We start from the raw sequence: 18,780 nt of genomic DNA, 5'->3' as shown, positions 1-18,780 counted from the left end.
TTATAAGACAGTTATTCGACGCCATTTATTGATATCCATACCAATAAGAGTGCTGAGGCTCTCTTCGTCTTTCACTATTTGAAGCAACAATCGGGCCTGAGTTAACGCCTGGGTGGTTCGGGAGGTCCCCGGTGGGAGAAATCGCACTGGCTTTGATTGCCGGTCAGGGCACAACCTCTCTCCCCTTTCAGGCAATGCAGGATATCGTTTTCTGCAGCTAGGTTGGCGTGGTAGTGATAGCCCAGGCCGGCAAACTCATGGCCACGGCATTCGTCCAGGTCATCGGGCTCGCGGCCATCGGCATTCTCCCGCGCATAGATCAGGTAGCCATCTATGGCGACACCGACAATTGCTGCATGGCTTGCGGCAGACGGGTAGGCTTGGCTGCAACCCAGGGCAGCATGGTAGTGATAACCCACGTGGGGGTTTACATGACCACCACAGGCATCCACTGGCGCTAAGGTGTGTGCACCTAAAATTGCACCAATGGGCGCGGCAATATCAAATTTAACCCCATTAAAAGCGACTCCATAACCGGAAAAACCATCGGGATTCTGCTTTGACTTGGCCTTGGTAGGCTGTACGGGGATCAGGTAGCGGGTATGAAAATCCGGGCCCATATAGCTGGCTAAACATTCCACGCAGTAATTATTGTATTGCGGTGCAACATCTGGCCGCGCGGCCATCTCGCAGGCCTGCTTTGAATCGGTAACTTTTACCTCCCCAGTTTTGGGGTCGTATAGGCTCCATTTTGGATCAGAGAAAAAGGTCGCAGCATTTTTAACGAAAGGTCCATCAATCGGCTCTATCTGCTGCTTGATAAACATCATGCCGCCAGACGTAATTGGATCGACAACATTGCGTGGGCACCAGGGCCCTATTTTATGTTTGGGTTCAGCCTTTACCACAATCATCCAGCATTGGGTCTTGCGCCCCTCAGAGAGGGTGCAATCCACTTTTTTAATTTCCTCAACCAGTGCGTCTTTGGCAAATAAGTGGGGGATGCCCATTTGCTCGGTAAAATCGGTATGAGCGTAAACAGAAGAACTCAAAAATATCAGTAGAAAAAATGCTGCACGCATGGCGACCACTACCTGAACCCTTGGAATGCTCAAGTTTAGCAGCGCTGCCTCCCTCGCTAAGGAGCCTCTGAACAACTCCGTAATGCCTCTGCGGGTCTTGAAGGCTGCAGATGTTAGGCGCAGCTTGCCGCGAATGGCTCTAGCCCTTTGCAAGGGCTGCAACGCAGCAGCTGTGGCCTTCAAGGCCCGCCCTTCGGGGCTTGCAGAGCGATTCACACTCCGCGTTGCGACTTCTTGAAAGGTCTAGACATTCCTGCGAAGCCGCGCCTTGATTGTGAACCGCTCTGCATGCCAGAGGTATCACGAAGTTATTCAGGGGCTCCTTAATTACTGGGAAATTGTTGTGCTAACAGGGCGCGAATCCACTTGTGCAAAGGGTCCTGACTGCTGCGAGTATGCCAGGCGGCAATCACATCAAACCCCGGGGGCTGTTCGACAATAGGCAGTGTTTTTAGTCGGGGATCAGGCAACAGTCGCGAGGGCAAAAAGGCAACGGTATTGGTAGAGGCAATGCACTCAGCTGCGGCGGCAAAAGAGGGGACAGACAGCACCACATTGCGCTCCAAACCAAACTGCTCAAACCAACTATCCGCCATGCCCCGCAGATCTCCCCTGGAAGGTGATACCACCAGCTGTGGCAAAGCCGCCAACTCTTCCATTTCCAAAGGCTGATTGGCGCTGTGCAGCATATCGGTGTGCTGACAACATACACAGACGTAGTGCTCCCGATACAACAACATGCTGGGGCTGTTATCCGGCACAAATCCCGGCGTGCTAAACACCAGATCCACTTCACCGGTTTGCAGTTGCTGGGCCATGCGATCAATCTCCAACTTAAGCACCACGACTTTTATATCCGGGGCCTGCTGACGCAGTTGCTTGAGGAGAACCGGCAGTACCACCCGCTGCTCAAAGTCTGTTGCACTGATGGTAAAGATGCCCCGATGCTGTGCCGGGTCAAATTCATCCGTACGCAGCAGCGCCGCGACATTGTTCAAGATCTCATCCAATTTGGGAGCCAGACGCTCGGCAAGAGGGGTGGGAATAACACCGTTGCTGGTGCGAATAAACAGCCGGTCATCAAAGATTTCCCGCAGGCGTTTCAATTGTTCACTGACTGTTTGCTGGCTCACACCCAGCTGGTCAGCCACCCGGGATAAGTTCAGTTCCCGCAAGATAGCGTTCATTAAGCGAAGTTGACGTAACTCCAGCCTCTCCAGCGGGTTCGCCCGATGATTTCTGCTCAAACCTGTATCACTCACAACTGTTACTTGGTTTTCATTGTATCCACGTAACCCTAGCATTGTGAGTAGATTGGCCCGTATGGCATCCACTTCGGTGGGGGGAGAGTTCACTATGCAAACCGCAGCCCGATCCTCCTTTCAGGATCAATTAGTTACCGCGATTATTCACTACGCTGATCCCAGTAGCGATCTGGTGTACGACAAGCGTTCAGAGGGCCCCGGGCCCGCCAATCTGGTCGAGAATGTTATTTCCCAGCAGGTTCACATCTACGATGGTCGCGCCCTGAAAACCGCCGGGGAGCGTTTTCGTCTCGATACCCAGGGATTTGAGCTGGTACGCCCTATGCTCGGCATTAACCTGCGCCAGCTGGATGATGCGCTACACGCGCTGGACCAACCATCAGGGAGTAGCCCCAGCCCTGAGGAGCGCGACCAGTTGATTCGCACCCAATGGTATCCAGCTATTGAATCCTGGATAGGCGCTCACCTGGGTGCAGCCAAGGTACTGACCTTTGACCACACGTTGCGAGCCCAACCATCGACTGATGCGACACCAGAGCTGAGCCGCAGTCGCCGATCCCCGGTGAAACTGGTGCACAACGACTACACACCCTGGTCCGCGGAGCGCCAGCTAAAGGAAACCCTGGAGGCCCGGGGGTACAAGCCATCAGATTATCCGCGCTACCAGTTTATTAATCTCTGGCTGCCCCTATTGCGCCCGGTGCAGGAGTCGCCGTTGGCAATGGTGGACCTGCGCACTGTCGCCGCCAGTGATTTCCACAATATGCGATTAATTTACCCAGAGCGAAAAGGGCAGATTTCGGTGTTGAGTTTCAATCCGGTTCACCGCTGGATTTGGTTTAGCGATATGCAGCCCGGCGAAGGCATTTTACTGCGGGTCTTCGATAGCCAGCACCGAGGCGATGTAACCGGTGTTCCCCACTGCGCTTTCGACCTGCCGGGAAGTGCAGGGGCACCCCGCAGAACCAGCCTGGAAATTCGCACTATTGTCCTGTTTGACCAATAACACCAACGCTTTTAAGAAAACACCCGGCCACTCAATAAAGTGGCCGGATTGAGTGAGACCTCATTATGGAAAATATACTTCGATCGATTGATCCACTAACCGGAGAGACCATCGGATCGCTACCTGTCAGCAAGCCCCAAGATATTCAGAACATGGTGGAGAAAGCCCACAAAGCGCAGCGAGTGTGGTCGAGTAAATCTCTTCAGGAGCGGGTACAACTACTTCAGCAGGCTTACACAAAACTGAATGCGGAAGAGGGAGAGCTGGCACAACTTATCAGCCGTGAAATGGGCAAAGATGCCCGGCGTGCACAGTATGAAGCCGGCGGCGTAGTCCAAGGCGGTGCCTGGTTAGCGGGGGATGCCGGCGAGGCCCTGCGGGCAAAACGCAGTGGCGGTAGCGAAATTCAATATCGGCCACTGGGCGTTGTCGCGGTTATCTCCCCCTGGAACTATCCACTAGCCATGGCCAATAACCTGATTGTTCCCGCCCTGGTCGCCGGCAACGCTGTGATTTTGAAACCTTCAGAAGAATCGCCATTGGTCGCTGACTTATTGGTGAAAACACTCAATCAAACCCTGCCTCAGGACATTTTACAAATTGCTCACGGCGATGGCGCAACCGGTGAAGCCCTGGTGAAATCCCCCATCAATATGGTCGCCTTTACCGGGTCGCGAACAACGGGCCAAAAAATTATGGCCAATGCCGCTCCGGCATTGAAACGCCTGGTTATGGAGTTGGGTGGCAATGACCCAATGATCGTGTTGCAGAGCGCCAATATTCCCCAGGCTGCACAATTTGCCGTTGGCTCCAGTTTTGAGAATTCTGGCCAAATGTGCACCTCCACAGAGCGTATTTATGTGGACGAAAAAATTGCCGATAAATTCGAAAATGCCGTGGTGGCATTGGCGAAGCAATATCGTGTCGGCGGGTGGCAGGAGCCACAGGTGGATATCGGCCCCTTGGTTAATCACCGCCAACACCGAAAGGTGGTGGAGCATATCCACGATGCCCTGAATAAAGGCGCAAAGCTTCTTCTAGGGGAGCGCGATCCACAGGTGCCTTTTATTCCGCCCACAGTTATCAGCGGTATTCGACCGGGCATGCTGGTGGAAGATGATGAGACTTTTGGGCCTATCGTAGCCATCGACCGCTTTAGCTCAGTAGACGATGTGGTCGAGCGGGCCAATAACTCTGTTTACGGTCTCGGTGCGGTTGTGTTTGGTGAAAGCAAACAGGCCGAGCAAGTCGCCAGCCAGCTGCAAGCGGGAATGATTGGCATCAATCAGGGCGCCGGCGGGTCACCTTGGGTGGGCGCCAAGCAAAGTGGCTTTGGCTTCCACGGTGGAGCTGAAGGGCACCGGCAGTTTGCACAAATTACCGTTTTAAACCGCTAAGTCCTTTAAAAATTTTTCTATAGAAGTACAGCAGATGTCCACGACTGAAAGTATTGATACTGTCACCCACTTGGATGACTTCTTTGTTATCGCCCGCGAACCCGGAGCAGAACACCCGGCTCTACCCACCTGGGCTACACGCAGTAAAAACCCGGCGGCGCTGGCCGAGCAAGCACCGCAACCGGTTTCACGACGAGATATCGCCGAGGTACCCGGAGCCTTCCAATTGCTCAATGTCTTTTCAAAAGACGAGTGCCAACGGCTGATTGATATCACTGAAGCGGTGGGTTATTTACCGGATGCAGCCGTCTCCCTGCCCCGGGAGGTCCGCCATAACGACAACCTGACCTGGGTGGTTGACGAGGTTACAGAGCGGCAGATCTGGCAGCGATGCCGAGACCTGGCGCAGGACTTAAATGGTTACTTTGGTGGAAGAGAAGCTATTGGCATCAATCGGCGTTTCCGCTTTTATCGCTATGGTGAGGGAGATTTCTTCCAGTTCCACACCGATGGCGCCTGGCCCGGTAGCCGCATTGACAACAACCAGTTGATCACCAATGGCTACCCCGATCGCTATAGTGAAATGACGTTTTTAATACTGCTGAGTGAAGATTTTGAAGGTGGTGCAACCCGATTCAGGGTGAATGCAGATGCCCCCCTAAAACAACCCAGTCGGGACTCTTTATTAGACATCGATGTCCGCACACCTGCCGGAGCCGTACTGTGCTTCCCTCATGGAATGCATCCCTTACACAGAATTCACAGCTCTACTCCAATCACCCGAGGAATCAAATATATTATTAGAACGGATATTCTCTTCCTGCAGGAATAACTTCTCCAAGACCTGTTAAAAGGGAAGAGATGCTTCGGCTCACATCGAAGTATTAAGTGCTCCAGGCGCTAGAATTTCATTCGATTTCTACCTTGGAGCACATTCAGTGGAATTGCTTAATTATCTGGATAAACACTTCCTGACCAAAGAACAGCTTATTCAGGCTACTCAAATCAGCGAACTACAATTGCAGCGCTACCAGGATGAGGGTGTTATGCCAAAGCCCTCCTATAAGCTCAATATTCAATGGGACTGTGAATCCTTTTTTGGACCCCATTCCGAAAAACAGGCAGTTGAGTACTTTGTAAAAGGCTACGCCAGCTGGATTGGTATCATAGAGGCTAAGCAAGACTTTAACTCTATTTATCAGTGCTTTGCTAATCGATATATGGCTAAAATAGCTCAATTGCGAAATTTAGAATACGAATCCAGCAACCCAAAATTTTCATCCGGAATTTCTCAACATATCGAAGAGGAATGGCAACACTTTATTGAGGGGACTTATGGATTATGTACTCGCAGTGGCCTGCCAGAAGATATAGCAGCAAAGGAGCTGGCTAGTACAGAAATCAATGCACTTCTTGCTCAAGATAATTTAAACCAAAGACAAATATATCGGCTTAGTCGCTTTGTAGATCTTCTAGATGAAACCAGCGCATATTTTGCACCTCACGAAAGAAGTATAAGTTCAAGAACGAAGCTAATTGATATACCACGCCGGGAGTACAATTTAGGTTGTGCAATATAAATTTTTCTATACACCAATATCCCAGGGCAAATAATTACTCAATTACGGGGATAGGGTCCCCGATATACTCCGTAGAAGTTGCCCTCAGCAAAGGATGAGCTGTAAGTATTTTCCCCGAATACTCAACGGACGGTTTCAGGAATGGGCCAAAATCTTCTGTCAACCCCGTACAATTTAACCAGGACTCTACAAAATCTGGGCGATTGGGCGCAATCATGGGAAGTGACTTTTCATGGTAGCGCTTAGTGGCTGGGTGGGAGTCCAAAGTAATGATTGAGCAACTGAGTAAATTTCCCCAGATTTTATACAAACCACAAAAGAAAAAAGGTTCACCATAACTGAATTCTACCGGGTACTTGCCACCTTGGCTTTCCACCCAGGCGGTAGCGGGTATTAAGCAACGGGACTTGCGATATTCCGGTCTGGAGTCCAGTTTCTTCCAATTACTGTTGATGGACCAGTATTTTTTATGGGGCCGCCAAGTATCACCATGCCTTTCAAGATAGAGATGCCAAATGGCATTTTCTATTTCAGCAGAACCCTTCCGAGTAGTTACAATAGACACCTGCTGGGTGGGCCTCCGGCGTCTACCGTAAATCATATGTCCGGCACCCCGAATGCCATAGGTATCGAGAAAACGCTCCATACCCGCATGATCACTGACATCAAAGACACTACACACCCAGAGCCTCCCACTTATCCCGCTGAACTGGTTTTTTCAGTATATTCGGACAGCCACCTTAAATTACTCTCAATCCCTCTCATCTGGCACAAGGTTAACTCCAATTCCTTGCGTAAATCCACTCCCACAGCAACAGAAAACCGACGTACGTACTTTTCATAGTTCAAAATACTAATCGCGTACATAGGGCGGTTGTCGTAACTGGATCGATAGCGGCAGATACGAATCGGCTCACTATCAAAAACTATAACTCTGGGGCGCATAATCAACCACTCAATATACTGTATAAAAATACAGTATATCTTGGTTTCCTGTGGATCTGTCAAGGAGACAATAAATTAACGCCACCACTTTCACTATTCGGAAAAAATACATTTTACCTTATGAGGACATAAATGAGTCTCTGGCGCATTAATCCATTAATAGCTTATTAAATTTTAAATCCTTATAACTAGTAAAAAATAAATTTCAATTATGTATTATTCAAAAGAAATAAAGTTCTCTAGGTTGTACAAAATATGCATGCTGAACACTATAGATAGCATGGAAATTATAACGCCCAATAGGTTCGCACTATGAAAATACATCACGTTTATGCAACTACTATATTCTTAGGATTTTTTATTCCACTTTTCGCAAAAGCAGTTGAGTGTGGCGATACTATTACTGCTCCAACCACGCTGACAGAGGAGCTTATCTGTGAGGTAACAGACGCAGATCAAGTCGTTTTAACTGTGGAAGGGCCATCGGGCTCACTTGACATGAATGGCTATCGCATAACCTGTGTTGGCGCTGACTCTAGTCAGTCAGGTACAGGCATTCTGCTCAGCGGAACTAGTGCACAATTATATAATGGGATGATTTTCGCCTGCACAAAAGGCATTGTGGCCAAAGGGAATGGATCACATAGCATTTACTCTATGATGATTGAAGATAGTTATGACGACATAATTTATATAGAAACCAATCACACCGTAGTGAAAGACAATACTCTTATCGGAAGTGTACCTAGTACCGGCGATGGCATAGATATTCAAGGGGACTTTAATACAGTAACCCAAAATTTTATTGCAGGCGGACTGCCTGATAGTGATGGCATCAAGCTGAATGGGGTTTTTAATAATATCAGCCATAACGACATAAGTGGCTACCTTGGTGAAGGTATCGAAGTAAATGGACAATTCACCAATGCATTTTCAAATACTATTTCTACTGTTTCTAATGGAATTGCCGTAGGGGGGGGTAATGAGGACGATAATGCCGACTTCTCCATCATTTCACAAAATCATATTACCTCTAATTTCAACTGGGGTATTCCTGTACGCCAAACCTCTAATACGGTGATCACACAAAATACAGTAGAGAAAAATTCAGGAGGTGGTATTGGTATACTTGACGATAATAGTGAACTCAATAAAATTATTGATAACATATCCCAGGACAACTCTGATCTCAATTCCTTCGATTTAGAGGATGAGAGTGACCCCGGTGATTGCACTGGTCCTAATACCTGGAGACTGAATACTTTTGATACGGCAAACCCTAGCTGCCTAAAATAAACTAAGCAAAAAATGGATAGTGAGGATATCTGCTACCTCGCTATCCACCGTTATTTATCTAAAGCTCATCATCAATCACTATTTAACTCCAGAAACTCGTTCTTCATCCCTTAGCGTTAATACTTCATAACCGTCACCGGTTACCAAAATCGTATGCTCCCATTGAGCAGATAGCTTTTTATCCTTAGTTACTACAGTCCAGCCATCTTTCTTAAGTTTAGTTTTACGATTTCCCTGATTGATCATGGGCTCAATGGTAAATGTCATTCCCTCCTGCAAAACTTCACCGGAACCAGGCCGCCCAAAGTGAAGAACCTGCGGGGCCTCGTGCATCTCCCGGCCAATACCGTGGCCACAATATTCCCGTACGACACTGAAGCCGTTGCGCTCGGTATGGCGCTGGATTGCATTGCCGATATCACCAAAAGTAACTCCCGGCTTTACCGTGGCAATACCGGCCCACATAGCTTCATAGCAGGTGGTTACCAATTTTCTGGCAATAGGGGTCACGGTACCGATGCTATACATTTTGCTGGAATCCGCGATATAGCCAGATTTCTCCAAGGTAATATCCACATTGATGATATCTCCCTCCCGCAGTAGCTGCTTATCACTCGGCATGCCGTGACAGACTACTTCATTGACTGAGGTGTTCAGGGCGTAAGGATAATCATATTGCCCCTTGCTGGCGGGGCGGGCATTGAGTTCATTGACAATAAATTCTTCTACCCGCTCATTAATTTGCATTGTCGAGACCCCCGGTTCAATAAAGGAGTCCAGCATGGCAAATACGCGGCTCAACAATTGACCCGATTGGCGCATTAAATCCTGCTCATCAGGAGTCTTTATTTTTATTTCACTCACGTGTCAGCTCTTCCAGGGTTAATGCCTGATTACGCAGCAACTTCTTACACAAGTCGCTGTAGCTTAATTCCGGGTTCAGCTCCGCCAGCATCCCAATCTTGATCCAGTACTCCGCCTGGGAATTAATTGAACGGGCCATCACCGTACTGGCCTTGCGAATCTCATCGTGTAGCTCATCGGATATCTTGACGATGCCCATAACTATTACCTTGATATGCTTTATATACAAATTGTATACGTTACATATAAAAGCGCACAATAGATATACAGAATATTAATATGCAACTTATTGCATAGCTCGATAGGGGGCGCTATGGTTGAGGAATAAAAACAATAGTGGCGAGGCCATCATGACAGAGACCCCCGAGAAGAAGCGCAGTGCCCCAAAACCAAGCCGGCTGCGTATTGGTCGGCGCTATCGCCCGAGTCGCCTAGAAGGCAATTACGACGCCATTATCATTGGCTCAGGCATTGGCGGTCTGACTTGTGCTGCGATGCTCAGTGCCATGGGCAAGAAAGCACTTGTCCTTGAGCAACACTACACTGCCGGGGGATACACCCACGCCTATGACCGCAATGGTTATGAGTGGGATGTCGGCGTCCACTATATCGGCGATGTGGGCGAACACCCCACCATGACCCGCAAGATCTTCGACTTTATTTCCAATAACCAGTTGCACTGGGCGCCAATGGACAGCACCTATGACCGCATCTGTATTGGCGATAAACAATACGACCTGAAAGCCGGCCGCCAGCAATTTATCGATGAGTTGGTCAGTCACTTCCCCGATGAGCGCGCGAATATCGAGGAGTATCTGCAGCGGCTGAATGTGGTTGCCAAAGCCATGCAGCGACTGGCAATGGAAAAAATGCTGCCCTCCTGGTGCGGACCTTTTATTCGCCTGTGGAGAAAGCTGCGCGAACCCGCCTGGCTCAATAAAACCACCCGCGAAGTTCTCAGTGGAATCACCAGCAATGAAAAGCTGATCTCTGTGCTGACAGGGCAGTGGGGTGATAATGGCATGACCCCATCCGAGGGCAGCTTTATTATTCACGCTCTGATCGCCAAACATTATCTCTATGGCGGTTACTATCCTGTCGGTGGCGCCAGCAAAATCTCCGAAACGATTATTCCCCAAATCCAGGCCAGTGGTGGAGATGTATTTACCTATGCCAAGGTGGAAACCATCCTGATGAATGGGGATCAGGTTCGCGGTGTAAGAATGTCTGACGGACATGAAATCGAAGCACCATTAGTTGTCTCCGGCGCAGGGGTATTTAATACCTTCGAGAAGCTGTTACCGCGCAGTACCAGTGAGCGCATGGGATATATCCGCGACCTGGACACCGTCAACCGCTCCATGTCTCACCTGTGTCTGTATATTGGCTTGGAGAAAACTGCGGAAGAATTAAACCTGCCCAAGACCAATTACTGGATCTATTCCAGCGATCAGTACGAAGAGGATATGCAGGCCTTTATCGACGATCAGGATAAGGAAATACCGCTAGTCTATATTTCGTTCCCGTCTGCGAAAGACCCCACCTTTACCCAGCGCTACCCGGGCCGCGCCACCATCGAAATTGTGGCACCGGCCAACTACGATTGGTTTGCCCAGTGGCACGACAAGCCTTGGGGCAAGCGGGGAGATGATTACGAGGACCTGAAGGAGGCATTTAGCCAGCGCCTACTGGAGCATTTGTATAAGCATATGCCGCAGTTGCGTGGGGAAATTGATTACTACGAGCTTTCAACCCCGTTATCCACGGATTATTTCTGCTTCTATCCACGGGGTGAAATCTACGGACTGGATCACGATCCCAACCGCTTTGAGCAATCCTGGCTAAGACCCAAAAGCCGAGTCAAAGGGCTCTACCTTACAGGGCAGGATGTGATGAGCTGCGGCGTAGCCGGTGCAATGATCTCCGGTATGCTCACGGCGCAGAGTATTATTGGACTGCGTCAAACCGGAAAGTTGATGAAGAAAATATTTTCCAACCAAGCCCCAAAAGCGCCGGTAAATTCCAGTGAGGAACTGGGTAATGCCTCTAGCTGAGACACTATCCTAAGCTAGCTCTTCACCTGCAAGCTGTTCGGGGTTAGCGCCTCGGCAGATTGCTGGGAACACGATCAAAATTTAGTACCCGGATCATCAGGCGGCGGTTCTCCCGCTTGCCTTTCTCTGTCTCATTATCCGCAATCGGATCAGTATCGCCGTAGCCCTGGGCTTCCATACGGTCAGCGGAGACGCCCCGCTCTATCAGGAAATGCTTTACCCAATCTGCTCTGCGCTGGGACAGGCTGAGATTCTTCTTCGCATCGCCGCCACTGTCTGTATGCCCCTCAATGGAGATTCGCATCTCTGAAAAATCGCGCATGATCACCAGCAAGGCTTCCAGATCGGCAATGGTTTCTATGCGGGGGGCAAAACCGCCGGGATCGAACTCCAGGCGCAGGCGGAACGTGTCTCCGATGGACCGATTATTTCCCCGTAAAAACCTCACCAGCTCATCGGCAAAGGGGGCCGCTTTTCGGGCAGTCTTCTCACTGTCACCTGACTGTATTCCATCGACAGGCTCGAGCGTATATTTCTTTGGGGATTCGGACTGGTCACAGCCCACCAGAGTAAAGGCCAATAAGAATAGGCAATTGGCAGACAAGAATTTACCCGCCATAGGTACAGCTTCCGGTTTCTCGACGTCAAATTCAGTGTAGAACAGCAAAAGCGCTGATCAACCGGAAGCCCCGGCCGCTGTGGCCATTAAATAAAGTTGAGAACTGCCATCATATCTGTGACTACCCGGGCACCCTGCTGTTCCAGCTGGGGGCCCCGCACTGGGTGAGCGCTGTAGCCAACCACGCGCATACCTGCAGAGACGGCCGCAGAGACACCGGCAATGGAGTCCTCCACCACTAGACAGCGCTCCGGTGCCACCCCCATGGCATCTGCCGCGTGCAGGAACAGCTCTGGCCAGGGCTTGCCCCGGGATACATCGTCGGCACTGAAAATACGCCCGTCGAAATAATCGTACAAGCCGGTCTTATTCAGTGTCAGCTGCATTTTCTGGTGAGAGCCCGAGGAGGCCACGCAGCTGCGCAGACCCAGCTGTTGCAGTTGGTCGAGCAGGCCTTCAATACCCACAACCGGCTGTAATTCCTGCTGGAAAGCCTCGCGGATACGCCGCTCCGTATTGCCAAAATAATTATCCGGTAGTGGTCCGCCAAAGCGCTTCTCGATTTCCACCAAGCAGTCCCTGGCCGGGCGACCGCTGAATTGCTCGTCCAGTTCCTCGGCGGTGGTCTGCAAGCCCAGGCGATTCATTTCTTCTGCCAATATGCGACAGACGATGCTCTCGCTGTCTACCAGCACACCATCACAGTCAAAAATAATTAAATCGGTAGAAGACATGGGAACCTACATCGTTAACGCGCAGAGAGCAGCATCAGGCCGAGGATGACACCGATGACGCCGCTAATACGCAGGAAATTTTCATTGCCACGGGAAATTTTAACCGCTAATTCTTTGCCCCGCTCAAAACCAATTTGCAGCATATAGGCACCACTCAATAGCACCAGTACACCGAGGGCATTGAACAAAATATACCAGTGGCGAGTGTCTGCAATTAGTAAAAGGATCAGGCCAATAATAATTCGCGCCCAGGCGGAGAGGGCATAGCCGGTTTCGTTAAGCCGTTCGCTGAGGCTTTGTGCCAGTTTCGGCTTGGCAATAATCGCCAGTGATAACACAACGATGACAATGCCCAACAACCAGATAAATGCTTTTATCATGCTCTTCTCTCCCTGAATACTCTCGAGTCCATTCCTTCAGCGACTACAAGTCACCCCATTGAAATTGCAATACCGACAATGCTGCTATCGGCGCTGTCTCAGTGCGCATCACCCTTGGTCCCAAGCGCAGAGGCATAAAATCCTGCGCCAGTGCCGCATCGATTTCCACCTGCGATAGCCCGCCTTCTGGACCTACCAGTAGCAGGGCGGATTCCGGTGTACCGCGCTCCGCCTGCCATTGGCGCAGATCCAGCTCGGTGCGGTGATGCAGTACCAACTTGGCTTGGGGCTCAGCTTCAGCAGATTCACTCTGTAAATACTGCGCCAGCTTTATCGGTTCGGCAATCTCCGGCACCCGGTTGCGCTCACACTGCTCACAGGCACTGATAGCAATCTGGCGCCAGTGACCCAGTTTTTTCTGTAAGCGGTCCCCGGACAGCTTCACTTCACAACGTTCGGTAAACAGCGGCTGTATCGCCGCCACTCCCAGCTCAGTGGCTTTCTGTATCACCCAATCGAAGCGATCGCCACGGGAAATACCGATCGCCAGGGTCAGTGCCAACGGTGACTGGCGATCCTCTGCACAGTACTCTCCCGTGCGTGCGCGCGCTCGTTTGCCGGTCTCGATCAACTCCGCCGTGTACTCACCACCATTGCCGTCAAAAAGCACTAAGGGATGGCCTGCATTCAAGCGAAGTACTTTTACCAGGTGACGGGAAGCCAGCTCATCCAGGTCTACTTCTTGATCGGAAGCCAGAGGCTGCTTGGAAAAAATACGCGGGATGCGCATGGGAGAATCCTATTCAAACACCATAAAAAAGCCGACAGGAATGTCGGCATTTTGCTGGCAGTTAGTTTAGGCATTTATACCCCAAAGGCGCAATGATGAAGGCAATTCACCATTGCACCTGGATACCTGCGCTACACAGTCTCCAATGAGACCGGGGTATCGTCTTCTACTGCAACTTTGTGCTTCGGGCGTAACTTCTCAATAACTTTGTACAGGTTGGGGACCAAGATCAAAGTCACTGCCGTTGCAAACAGAACACCGAATGCCAGGCTGATCACCATCGGGATCAGGAACTGGGCCTGGATTGAACGCTCGAACATAATCGGTACCAGACCGATAAAGGTAGTAATCGAGGTCAGGATAATCGGGCGGAAGCGATCCCGGCCCGCGTGTACTACCGCATCCATCACCGCCATACCCTGAGCGCGCAGCTGATTAATACGATCCATCAATACCAGGTTATCGTTCACAACCACGCCCGCCGCTGCGAGGAAGCCGAGCATCGACATAATGCTGATGTTGTGTCCCATCAACAGGTGGCCAACCAAAGCACCGAAGAACCCAAACGGCACAGCAGTAAGGATCAGCAACGGCTGAGAGTAGGAGCGGAAAGCAATCGCCAGCAGCGCATAAATGCCGAACAGGGACAATACGAAGAAGGCCAGGATAGCACCGTTAAACTCTTCCTCTTCCTGCATTTCCCCAGCGGTTCTCAGGGAGAAACCGGGGAACTGGCGCTCCAGCTCTGGTACCAGGGTCTCGCGCATATCCTTAAGGATATCCTGCGCACTGGAAGTATTCGGCGTTATTTCGGCAAATACCCGCACGGTGCGCTCGCGATCGTTGCGGCGAATCGTGGTATAGCCCGGCACGTAAACTGCCTCGGCCACCGCTGAGAAAGGTACTTCCCCATCGTTGGTGCGAATGCGGATTCGGTCCATCTGCTCTTCGCTGGCGCGCTCCTCCATGGGGTAGCGAACCATTACGCGAACATCCTCACGACCACGTGGGATACGTTGAACCTCCTCACCGTAGAAACCCTGACGAACCTGCCTGGCCACGTCTGCCAAGTTAATACCCATCGTAGTGGCATAGGGTTTCAGCTGGATCTCAATATCGCGACGGGCACTGGTCAGGTTATCCCGCACATCATAAACACCGACATAACTATCCAGTTTTTCCTTAACCAAATCAGCAGCAGCGCGCAGCTCACCCATATCCCCTGAGGCTGTGCTCAGGTTCAGGCTCATACCATTACTGCTATTGTTGATGCTCGCATCAATATTCATATCCTCGACGCTAGCCGGTAACTCACCAATCAATTCGCGCCAGCGCAACGCTAAAGACTCGGAGGTGACATCGCGCATCTCTCCATCGGTGAGCTGCAAGGTTACATAAATGTTGCCACGCCAATTGAAAACCAGGGAGTTCTGCAAGAAAGACTCACCCCTGTTCTGCTCCAGCATTCCCTCATCGGACTCCAACTTATCAGCGGCGGTGAGTACCTGCTCCATTACTCGTTCAGCTTCACTGAAGGGTTCACCTGAGGCCATAGAAATTCGCAATTGCAATAAATCAGAGGGGACCTGGGGTGAGAATGAAGAGCCCACATAACCACTCTGGAAAACAGCGATCGACAAACCCAGTGCCAACATAAAGCTCATCACTGTGGTGCGGCTATTGCTAAGGGACTTTTCCAGTAAAGGTAGGTAGTACTTATCTCCGGCCGTCTTCATCGCACCGGCAAAACTTCTACGTACGTTTTGTAATTTAATTCCCAAAGTCGATTTGGCAGGTTTCTCTGGCTTCATACCCACCAAGTGAGCCGGCAGAATCAACAGGGATTCCACCAGGGAAAAGACCAGACACAGCAGTACCACCACCGGCAGGGCCAGCATCATCTGTGCGGTAACGCCGGGTAGGAACAGCATGGGGATAAAGAACACCATGGTGGAGGTCACGGCGAAAATTACCGGGGAAGCTACCTGCTTCACCCCTTGCTCAGCTGCAGCTAAGCCAGATTCACCTCTATCGTGGGCAGCATGCACTGCCTCCCCCACAATGATGGCATCGTCCACCACAATCCCGAGTATTAACAGGAAGGCGAACAATGACAGCATATTTAGGCTGACGCCGGTCACCGGCAACAGCCAGAAAGCACCCAGGAAAGCGACAACAATGCCCACGGTTACCCACATGGCCAGTGCCGGGCGCAGGAACAGCATCAGCATGACAAACACCATGGCAAAACCGCTCAGGGCATTGGTAGTCAGCAGATTCATGCGGCCTTCAAATGCCTTGGAGAAGTCGAACCAGACATCCAGTTCCATGCCCGGTGGCAATTGCTCGCGAGTCTCCTCCAGGAACGCTTTTATTCGCTCAGCGGTTTTCACCACATCCAGGGGCTCGCCCTGAATAATGCGAAGGTTCATGGCTGGATTGCCATTAAAGCGAATAACGTTGTTGTATTCCTCAAAGCCATCACGCACTGTCGCTACATCGCGCAGCAACAATACAGAGCCATCGGCACGGCTAACTACGGGGATACGCTCGAAGTCTCCGGCGGTATAGGCCTGGCCACGAGTTTGCACCTGAATATCACCGCGGTCCGAGCGCACCATGCCGGCAGGCAAATCCAGGGAGGAGCGGCGCACCGCGTCGGCAACCTGATTAAAGCTCAGGTTGTAGCGACGTAAATCCAGCTCGGAAACTTCAATGGATAACTCGTCTGGTCGATCACCCCAAACATCAACTCTGCGCACACCGGAAATCAGGTTGAGCTTATCGCGCAAATCCAGGGTGGTTTCCTTGAGCTGACGCTCAGAGACTGGCCCACCGATGGCGATCATCATTAACTCGGCGTTGGCTTCAATCAAGCGAATAACGGGACGCTCAATACCGTCGGGAAAGGTGTTGATACTATCCACCTGAACCTTAATATCGTTGAGCAATCGCAGCTCGTCGTAGCCATCCATCGCCTGGATTTCAATAGAGGCACTACCCCGTCGGGAAGCAGAATTTACCTCCTTAATACCCTTTACTTCAGAGATAGCCTCCTCAACCCGAACGGTTACCTGCTGCTCCACCTCTGCCGGACCGGCGCCAGGGTAAGAGATGTTAACCTCTACAATTCCCAGCTGCAGCGTGGGAAACACCTCCCGGTCGATACTCATAAGGCCAAAGATTCCGCCGATGATTATCATAATCATCAGCAGGTTTGCGGCTTTGCTATTGCGCGCAAACCACGGGATGATTCCGCTCATCACTTGCCTCCCTGGGAAGCATTGCTAACACCACCGGCATCACCAGCAGCGGATACTGTAGAGGGATCTGCTGAATCCTCAGGAAGACTCCCCAGGCCCGCTGGCCGCTCATTGAGGGGGTTAGCGGTAAGTACCATACCCTCACGGGAGTAGCCCAAGCTTGAAACAATCACTCGGTCACCCATAGCAATATCCCCGCGGAGCCAGATTCTGTCACCGATGGTTTGTAACAGCTCAACAGTTTTGTAGATCAGCTGGCTCTCGTCATTCAGAACCAACAAGTGATCTCCTTCATGTAGTGCCTGACGGGGCAGCTCCACAACATCATCAAAGGTTCTACCGGCAATATCTGCCTCAACAAACAGGCCATTCATCAGCGGTACATCCCCTTCATAGGGCTTCTGTACCTGGGCAACAGCAAAAATAAAGCGGCTGTTGGGATCGATACTCGCTTCGGTTCGCACCAATTGCGCACGCCACTCGTGTTCACGTCCAGCAACAACAGCTTTCAGACGCACAGCGGGGCCATTCTCAATAGTTTTACCCAGGGGAAGATCGAGCAACGCCAGTTGCTGGTCGGTCAGAGGGAGGCGGACTTCAGCGATACCGGTGCTGTGAATTTTTGCCAGAGGGGTGCCGGGGGTAATGTACTGTCCCAGGTCGACAAAAGTCTCAACTACACGACCAGCAAAGGGGGCTTTGAGTGATGTGCGCTCCAAATCCAGCTTGGCCTGGTCGCGGTCAGCTCTCGCGGCTTCCACTGCGGCCTGGGCAGCTTCGAGATGGGGTTTGCGCAGGAACAGGGCATTGGCCGCTTCAGATCCCAGGTCACGCCACTCGCGCTTAGCTTGCTTGGCATGGCCCTGCTCTTGAGCCAGGGCGGACTTGGCATTTGCCAGTTGCGATTCTGCGCGAGTGACCTGGTAGCGATAGTCTGCTTGCTCAAGCTGTAATAAACGGGCGTCTTTATTGAAGAAGCCACCGGGAACAAATGCCTCATCCACGCTTTCTATCACACCGCCGACTCGCGCGATCACATCAATTTCATGGCGGGCATGAACGGTTCCCTGGCTGGGTACCAATAGTGTCTGGCGACGGGGTTCTATATAGAGAACATCGGCCATTGGCGGTACCACCACCTCTGGCGGTTTTTCCTCCGGCTTCGGTTTCAATACAACCACCGCAGCAATAACAGCCACCCCGACTAACAATACAATGAATAACAGCTTGTTTTTACTCGAGACTTTCACAGGTACCCTCTACCCCGTTCCCTGACCTGAATTGGTCAAATTTTAGTTAGTACGCATTCTACTGGAGTTCGACGCACATAAGAGGCAATTTGGATGCAGACTGCCGCACAAGTTTGTGTCCTGCCGCAAACCTTCCTCGCTGCGCTCGGGTAACGCATAATGCCAACCCAAAATTACTCCTGTAAGGGCCCTCTCGTTTACCCGCCAAATACCACGGAAACTGAAAGGCTACTTACTGGTCCAACATCGCCCTTA

The 18,780-nt window shown here is 51.0% G+C and carries 18 protein-coding genes; 6 read left to right on the top strand and 12 right to left on the bottom strand.

Annotation, left to right across the window (positions count from 1 at the left end; all coding sequences use genetic code 11):
• Nucleotides 1-101: 101 nt before the first annotated feature.
• Nucleotides 102-1,298, bottom strand: coding sequence for a YHYH protein (locus tag ACJJI6_RS17545; protein ID WP_475711422.1), 1,197 nt, complete (start codon nucleotides 1,296-1,298; stop codon nucleotides 102-104).
• A 107-nt stretch (nucleotides 1,299-1,405) separates the two neighbouring features.
• Nucleotides 1,406-2,437: a LysR family transcriptional regulator gene (locus ACJJI6_RS17540; protein ID WP_444895714.1), complete on the bottom strand. Its 1,032-nt coding sequence runs from the start codon at nucleotides 2,435-2,437 to the stop codon at nucleotides 1,406-1,408.
• Nucleotide 2,438: 1 nt separating this feature from the next.
• Between ACJJI6_RS17540 and ACJJI6_RS17535 the strand changes: the two genes are divergently transcribed.
• From ACJJI6_RS17535 to ACJJI6_RS17520, 4 genes are all read left to right on the top strand, one after another.
• Nucleotides 2,439-3,353: a CmcJ/NvfI family oxidoreductase gene (locus ACJJI6_RS17535; RefSeq protein ID WP_444892335.1), complete on the top strand. Its 915-nt coding sequence runs from the start codon at nucleotides 2,439-2,441 to the stop codon at nucleotides 3,351-3,353.
• 65 nt (nucleotides 3,354-3,418) lie between these two features.
• The gene (locus ACJJI6_RS17530; RefSeq protein ID WP_475711420.1) at nucleotides 3,419-4,750 is read left to right on the top strand and encodes an aldehyde dehydrogenase family protein; all 1,332 of its coding nucleotides are present in this window, start codon (nucleotides 3,419-3,421) and stop codon (nucleotides 4,748-4,750) included.
• Nucleotides 4,751-4,784: 34 nt separating this feature from the next.
• Nucleotides 4,785-5,582: a prolyl hydroxylase family protein gene (locus ACJJI6_RS17525; protein ID WP_475711418.1), complete on the top strand. Its 798-nt coding sequence runs from the start codon at nucleotides 4,785-4,787 to the stop codon at nucleotides 5,580-5,582.
• Nucleotides 5,583-5,688: 106 nt separating this feature from the next.
• A complete protein-coding gene (locus tag ACJJI6_RS17520; RefSeq protein WP_475711416.1) occupies nucleotides 5,689-6,330 on the top strand; it encodes a DUF6058 family natural product biosynthesis protein in 642 nt (213 codons plus the stop codon).
• Between the two features lie 34 nt (nucleotides 6,331-6,364).
• On the opposite strand, the gene ACJJI6_RS17515 is transcribed toward ACJJI6_RS17520, so the two are convergent.
• Together ACJJI6_RS17515 and ACJJI6_RS17510 are read right to left on the bottom strand one after the other, a co-directional pair.
• Nucleotides 6,365-7,012: an SOS response-associated peptidase family protein gene (locus ACJJI6_RS17515; RefSeq protein ID WP_475711415.1), complete on the bottom strand. Its 648-nt coding sequence runs from the start codon at nucleotides 7,010-7,012 to the stop codon at nucleotides 6,365-6,367.
• Nucleotides 7,013-7,026: 14 nt separating this feature from the next.
• On the bottom strand, nucleotides 7,027-7,275 hold the full coding sequence (locus ACJJI6_RS17510; RefSeq protein WP_413663771.1) for a hypothetical protein: 249 nt from the start codon (nucleotides 7,273-7,275) through the stop codon (nucleotides 7,027-7,029).
• A gap of 312 nt (nucleotides 7,276-7,587) precedes the next feature.
• Between ACJJI6_RS17510 and ACJJI6_RS17505 the strand changes: the two genes are divergently transcribed.
• Complete coding sequence (locus ACJJI6_RS17505; RefSeq protein WP_475711413.1) at nucleotides 7,588-8,571, top strand: right-handed parallel beta-helix repeat-containing protein; 984 nt, start codon at nucleotides 7,588-7,590, stop codon at nucleotides 8,569-8,571.
• 78 nt (nucleotides 8,572-8,649) lie between these two features.
• Here ACJJI6_RS17505 and map read toward each other — a convergent pair whose 3' ends face one another.
• Both map and ACJJI6_RS17495 read right to left on the bottom strand, forming a co-directional pair.
• On the bottom strand, nucleotides 8,650-9,435 hold the full coding sequence (gene map, locus ACJJI6_RS17500) for a type I methionyl aminopeptidase (RefSeq protein ID WP_475711411.1): 786 nt from the start codon (nucleotides 9,433-9,435) through the stop codon (nucleotides 8,650-8,652).
• On the bottom strand, nucleotides 9,428-9,634 hold the full coding sequence (locus ACJJI6_RS17495) for a ParD-like family protein (protein ID WP_413663773.1): 207 nt from the start codon (nucleotides 9,632-9,634) through the stop codon (nucleotides 9,428-9,430). The genes map and ACJJI6_RS17495 overlap by 8 nt, the downstream gene beginning before the upstream one ends.
• Before the next feature lie 151 nt (nucleotides 9,635-9,785).
• Here ACJJI6_RS17495 and ACJJI6_RS17490 point away from each other — a divergent pair, with 151 nt between their 5' ends.
• Nucleotides 9,786-11,489 carry a phytoene desaturase family protein gene (locus ACJJI6_RS17490; RefSeq protein ID WP_413663774.1) on the top strand — a complete coding sequence of 568 codons (1,704 nt, stop codon included), beginning with the start codon at nucleotides 9,786-9,788 and terminating at the stop codon, nucleotides 11,487-11,489.
• A 43-nt stretch (nucleotides 11,490-11,532) separates the two neighbouring features.
• Here the strand turns inward: ACJJI6_RS17490 and ACJJI6_RS17485 are convergent, their stop codons facing one another.
• From ACJJI6_RS17485 to ACJJI6_RS17460, 6 genes are all read right to left on the bottom strand, one after another.
• Nucleotides 11,533-12,108 (bottom strand): OmpA family protein, encoded by a 576-nt coding sequence (locus tag ACJJI6_RS17485; protein ID WP_475711409.1) that lies wholly within the window; start codon nucleotides 12,106-12,108, stop codon nucleotides 11,533-11,535.
• Between the two features lie 86 nt (nucleotides 12,109-12,194).
• Nucleotides 12,195-12,842 carry an HAD family hydrolase gene (locus tag ACJJI6_RS17480; protein ID WP_282930693.1) on the bottom strand — a complete coding sequence of 216 codons (648 nt, stop codon included), beginning with the start codon at nucleotides 12,840-12,842 and terminating at the stop codon, nucleotides 12,195-12,197.
• 14 nt (nucleotides 12,843-12,856) lie between these two features.
• A complete protein-coding gene (locus tag ACJJI6_RS17475) occupies nucleotides 12,857-13,222 on the bottom strand; it encodes a hypothetical protein (RefSeq protein ID WP_282930692.1) in 366 nt (121 codons plus the stop codon).
• A gap of 43 nt (nucleotides 13,223-13,265) precedes the next feature.
• On the bottom strand, nucleotides 13,266-14,012 hold the full coding sequence (locus tag ACJJI6_RS17470; protein ID WP_282930691.1) for a 16S rRNA (uracil(1498)-N(3))-methyltransferase: 747 nt from the start codon (nucleotides 14,010-14,012) through the stop codon (nucleotides 13,266-13,268).
• A 131-nt stretch (nucleotides 14,013-14,143) separates the two neighbouring features.
• Nucleotides 14,144-17,275, bottom strand: coding sequence for an efflux RND transporter permease subunit (locus ACJJI6_RS17465; RefSeq protein WP_475711407.1), 3,132 nt, complete (start codon nucleotides 17,273-17,275; stop codon nucleotides 14,144-14,146).
• Nucleotides 17,275-18,525 carry an efflux RND transporter periplasmic adaptor subunit gene (locus ACJJI6_RS17460; protein WP_444911788.1) on the bottom strand — a complete coding sequence of 417 codons (1,251 nt, stop codon included), beginning with the start codon at nucleotides 18,523-18,525 and terminating at the stop codon, nucleotides 17,275-17,277. The genes ACJJI6_RS17465 and ACJJI6_RS17460 overlap by 1 nt, the downstream gene beginning before the upstream one ends.
• Nucleotides 18,526-18,780: the final 255 nt, after the last annotated feature.

The organism is Microbulbifer maximicatervae (SeqCode) (assembly GCF_056232625.1).
Note: the sequence above shows the minus strand (reverse complement) of the source record. Positions and strands in the feature narration are given on the sequence as shown.